This window comes from Alitibacter langaaensis DSM 22999 (assembly GCF_003096995.1).
Classification (GTDB): domain Bacteria; phylum Pseudomonadota; class Gammaproteobacteria; order Enterobacterales; family Pasteurellaceae; genus Exercitatus; species Exercitatus langaaensis.
In genome coordinates this window covers 1-1,254 of sequence record NZ_QENU01000029.1, presented here as the reverse complement: position 1 = coordinate 1,254, position 1,254 = coordinate 1, and the positions used below count along the sequence as shown (strand labels likewise).

Here is a 1,254-nt window from a genome sequence, read left to right as displayed (position 1 = left end):
TGTCTAAAGAAAAATTTGAACGTACAAAACCGCACGTAAACGTGGGTACAATCGGCCACGTTGACCACGGTAAAACAACTTTAACAGCAGCAATTACAACTGTATTAGCGAAACACTACGGTGGTGCAGCGCGCGCATTTGACCAAATTGATAACGCGCCAGAAGAAAAAGCACGTGGTATCACCATCAACACTTCACACGTTGAATACGATACACCGACTCGCCACTACGCACACGTAGACTGCCCAGGACACGCGGACTATGTTAAAAACATGATTACTGGTGCGGCGCAAATGGACGGTGCAATCTTAGTGGTTGCAGCAACAGATGGCCCAATGCCACAAACTCGTGAACACATCTTATTAGGTCGCCAAGTAGGTGTACCATACATCATCGTATTCTTAAACAAATGCGACATGGTAGATGATGAAGAGTTATTAGAATTAGTTGAAATGGAAGTACGTGAATTACTTTCACAATACGACTTCCCTGGTGATGACACACCAATCGTACGTGGTTCAGCATTAAAAGCATTAGAAGGCGACGCAGCTTGGGAAGAAAAAATTATCGAGTTAGCAAACCACTTAGATACTTACATCCCAGAACCAGAACGTGCAGTTGACCAACCGTTCCTTCTTCCAATTGAAGACGTATTCTCAATTTCAGGTCGTGGTACAGTAGTAACAGGTCGTGTAGAACGCGGTATCATCCGTACTGGTGATGAAGTTGAAATCGTAGGTATCAAAGATACAGCGAAAACAACAGTAACGGGTGTAGAAATGTTCCGTAAATTACTTGACGAAGGTCGTGCAGGTGAAAACATTGGTGCATTATTACGTGGTACAAAACGTGAAGAAATCGAACGTGGTCAAGTATTAGCGAAACCAGGTTCAATCACTCCACATACTGATTTCGAATCAGAAGTGTACGTATTATCAAAAGAAGAAGGTGGTCGTCATACTCCATTCTTCAAAGGTTACCGTCCACAATTCTATTTCCGTACAACAGACGTAACAGGTACAATCGAATTACCTGAAGGTGTGGAAATGGTAATGCCTGGCGACAACATCAAAATGACAGTAAGCTTAATCCACCCAATTGCGATGGACCAAGGTTTACGTTTTGCGATTCGTGAAGGTGGCCGTACAGTAGGTGCAGGCGTTGTAGCGAAAATCATCAAATAATTGATGTTGCGTAAATAACGTTAACAAGCATTAAAAAGGGTATCGAAAGATACCCTTTTTGTTTTTGTGC

General features: G+C 42.7%; 1 protein-coding gene. It reads left to right on the top strand.

Features of this window, described 5'->3' with window-relative positions; genetic code table 11:
* Positions 1-1,184, top strand: a 1,184-nt coding sequence (gene tuf, locus C8D76_RS09850; protein WP_116632592.1) for an elongation factor Tu, incomplete at its 5' end; no start/stop codon positions are given.
* Positions 1,185-1,254: the final 70 nt, after the last annotated feature.